Origin of the sequence: Streptomyces sp. NPDC056948, assembly GCF_042674225.1 — a bacterium.
Taxonomy (GTDB): domain Bacteria; phylum Actinomycetota; class Actinomycetes; order Streptomycetales; family Streptomycetaceae; genus Streptomyces; species Streptomyces purpurascens.
Map to the genome: position 1 here is coordinate 1 of NZ_JBHUQX010000663.1, position 3,311 is coordinate 3,311.

A 3,311-nucleotide genomic window follows, 5' to 3' on the forward strand; every position below is an offset into this window, starting at 1 on the left:
GCCCAGGCCCTGCCGCCGCGCTGGGCGGACCGCCTCTTCGAGGCCCGCGATGCCGGCGCCAACGAGCAGCAACTCCGGCGCATCGCGGCCGAAGGCCTCGCTGAGATGTACTTTCGCAACAACAACACGGGGGCAGCCGGCCTGGGCGTGGAATTCACCGACGTGGAACGCATCGAGATCCAGTTCTAGGCATTGCATCGCTCGCAACGGAGCGCCTCGTCCCCGGCATTGCAGGTGCCGGGAACGGGGCGCTATCTCGGACGAGCTCGTGATCACGGCGGCAACCTCGAGGAGTCGTCAACGATGGAGCGGGGATGCAGATGCGAGGGGCATAGGCCCGTCCGATCAGCGGCGTCCCCGCACTGTTGTTCATGGGCTGGAGATCAGCTTCTTCACCTCGGAGGGCAGTTCGTTGCCGGAGTAGACGGCGACGAACTTGACGTCGTCGGGTGTGTCCCCGACGGCGATGGCGACCTTCGGAGAGATGCCGTCTACGGCATAGGCAGTCTCCGTCGTGGACGGCTCGTCGCCCTCGCCCTGATCGCCGGTGTCGTCACACGGCGGTTGGGTCGCTGCACCGAGTTTGCTGCCGACCGTGAACTCCACGTTGGCGACATCCCGGTAGGTGCGTAACTCGTAGGTCACCTGGTAGACGCACGACGCGGCGTCCTCCGCGCTGTTGTCCTCTGACACGCAGGCGGCAACTGACGCCACTACGGCTGCCGTCAGCAGCCCGCTCAGGGATCGCTTGGCCCAACTCATGAACGGCCTCCTCAGTAGATGCTGCGAAGGGCGAGGACGTCGCCCTTGCCGAGCGTCCTGGCCTTCGTCGTGCAGGTGAACGAGTTCGTGTACGTGGTGACGGCTTGTTCCGCGCGCGTGGCACGACGTTCCCAGATCCATCGGACGTGCCGCCTCCCGCCCGCGCAGGGACCAAGCGACGGGCCTCGCCTGTGTAATGGCCTCCCGAACTGGAGCCACACAGCAAGACCGGCCGATAGCACCGACGGCCTGGTCGTGGCCACCGGACCCGCTTCGGGGGTTCGCCGCCGCGCCGAGCACGACCGACGTGCCGGCCGAACGGCGGGATCAGATGCTCTCCGAGCACGGACCCGTTCGGCTGCTGGTGAGCAGTCCGTCGGACAAGGGTGTCGCCATCATGCGGGTGCTGCGGGCTGAGCTCGGTATTGACCTGACGAGCGCCAAGGCCGTAGTGCGTCGCGTGGTGAACGGTGATTACTCAGGAACGCTTCCGGAGATGGAACACCTGGCTGGCAAACTGAGAGAGTCCGGCATCTGGGCGAGGAGTGAGCGGTTGAGTAGGAGGGCTTCCTCGGTTGGCTCAGGTGGGGGCGGCACGATCTAGGAGTGCCGGGTTGCGGCGCTGGATCTGGTTGGCCTGCTGTGTGGTGTGCAGGTTCCCGGTCTCGATGTGGTGCCGGACTCGGTCTGCCTGCAGAAGGCCAACGACTTCCCGTTGGACGACGTCGTCGTCCTCAACCGCCAGAGCTCCTACGAGCTGGCCGTGCAGCGGCAGGTCAAGCGCACGCTTGAGATCGTGTCCAGTAGTGGCCCGTGGCGCAAGACGATGGGGCAGTGCTTGGCAAGTCTGGAGTCCTTCGGCCACGAGATCGACGCTGACCGGCACCGTCTCGGCTTGACCGCCTCCGGGCCTACAACTGGCCTGGAGGCATTGCGAGATCTGGCTGCATCCGCTGCTGCACAGAACGCCACCGCGGCGCCGGTGTCTCGGCCGCCGACGAAGGAGACGCAGCTGAACAGGAGTTGGTGCATCGCAGCGCCTACAGGATCGCTCGCCGTCTCGTCGTCCAGATCGGGCCCACCGAGCAGATCAGTCCTCGCCACCCCGCTCTATGCGCCGCCCTGCAGGAACGGGTGCTGCACGCGGACACTGGGGTAGACGCCGCTGGAGTGTTCCGGATGGTCGAGGAGCCTGCTCAGGAGTGGGGTCCACGGGGCGGTGCGATTGACGCTGCCATGCTGCGTAACCGGCTGCGTGCAAGGGGTGTCGCGCTTCGTGGCGATCCGCCGGCCCGGTCTGCTGTGGTGGTCCGCCAACGCGTTGAACAGTTTGGGGCGTATGCGCTCACCCAGGCAGCACAGCTGCAGACTCTGACCAGTCACACCGGCTGTTCCACGCGGTCGGATGTGATCGGAGAGCTGAAACCCTCCGATGCGCTGCGCTTGGAAGTACACCCTGCTGTGGATGCGGATGCCGGATCCGGTGCGCTCGCTGCGCTTCCTCCCTACATTGCCCGCCCTGATGGCGTGGACGGCCGGCGGCCAGGACCTCACGGATCCGGGACAGGCCGTCCAGGGGCACCTCCCTCTGCACTAGGCCCTCGGTGACCATCTGCGCCCACAGCCGCTGCACCTGACGGCCCCTCGGTGTCGCGCTGTGGCGCCAGCGAGCCCCGTTCAGTTCCTGCCAGCGCTCGATATCGGAGTCCGGCCGACCCGACGAGGCCAGGAATGTTTCACTCAGCGCACGCAAACGCTGAACCAACACAGCAAGCGGCAGGTGGATGCCCTCCGCTGCGAGAGCTGAGGCCACCTCCGAAGGGGGCAGCTGATCCACGGACCGCTCCAGCACCGCCATGATCCCGGCGTACTGCTCCCGCCTCGGACTGAGCAGGTACCCGAATGGGCGGCTCGGGTCCTCCGCAGCAAGCCCCGTGTCGGCCCATCCTTCGGTAACCCAGTCCGTTCCGTCACCGCCACCGAGTGTTCGACGCCGCATGATCACCCTCCTTCGTGGCTGAAATGTCCGAGAGGAAGATAAATGCGACCACTGGCATCATTCGTCACGTCACCAGCCTCGCCCTGGTCCTCGATAAGGCGACGGGGAGGAGGACCAGGCCCTTGCCCCCGTACAGGTGCCGGCCCCGGAGGGCGCCCTCGGTCACCCGTTGCGGGCCCGGGACGACGAGCATGTGCCTACGAGCCTTGGTCGTTGCTGGGGATGACCGGGAAGGAAGCCTCGTCGCGGTCTGTGCCGTCGGTGATCCACCATCTGTCTCCGCCGAGAAGGGCCAGTTCTGTGCGGCTGTCGTCGTCCCAGTCGTGGACGGCGAAGAGCGTGCCGTCGACGGGGCCGTCGTCACCCGGCACGGAGCGCTTGGTGGCGCGCCAGGGCTTCGATCCGAGCCCGTGCTCGGAGCCGCCCCGCAGCACCTCGATCCGCGCGTCCCCCGTCTCCTTCTTCTTGGTGAGCTGTACGGCCAGGTCGTCGCAGCCATCGCCGTTGAAGTCTCCGGCGGCGAGCCTGGTGCCGAAGCCTTCCTTGAAGT

The 3,311-nt window shown here is 66.7% G+C and carries 3 protein-coding genes and 2 pseudogenes; 2 read left to right on the plus strand and 3 right to left on the minus strand.

Going from position 1 to position 3,311, the window contains the following annotated elements; genetic code table 11:
* A pseudogene (locus ACFTZL_RS43115) lies at nt 1–189 on the plus strand (XRE family transcriptional regulator); the annotation flags it as partial.
* Nucleotides 190–369: 180 nt separating this feature from the next.
* Here ACFTZL_RS43115 and ACFTZL_RS43120 read toward each other — a convergent pair.
* Complete coding sequence (locus ACFTZL_RS43120; RefSeq protein ID WP_382595562.1) at nt 370–762, minus strand: DUF6281 family protein; 393 nt, start codon at nt 760–762, stop codon at nt 370–372.
* A 1,432-nt stretch (nt 763–2,194) separates the two neighbouring features.
* Here ACFTZL_RS43120 and ACFTZL_RS43125 point away from each other — a divergent pair.
* Nucleotides 2,195–2,359 carry a hypothetical protein gene (locus ACFTZL_RS43125; protein WP_382595569.1) on the plus strand — a complete coding sequence of 55 codons (165 nt, stop codon included), beginning with the start codon at nt 2,195–2,197 and terminating at the stop codon, nt 2,357–2,359.
* Here the strand turns inward: ACFTZL_RS43125 and ACFTZL_RS43130 are convergent.
* Nucleotides 2,360–2,761 (minus strand): annotated as a pseudogene (locus tag ACFTZL_RS43130) (hypothetical protein); the annotation flags it as partial. It abuts the gene before it with no gap.
* A gap of 197 nt (nt 2,762–2,958) precedes the next feature.
* Nucleotides 2,959–3,311, minus strand: a 353-nt coding sequence (locus tag ACFTZL_RS43135; RefSeq protein ID WP_382595565.1) for an FG-GAP repeat protein, incomplete at its 5' end; no start/stop codon positions are given.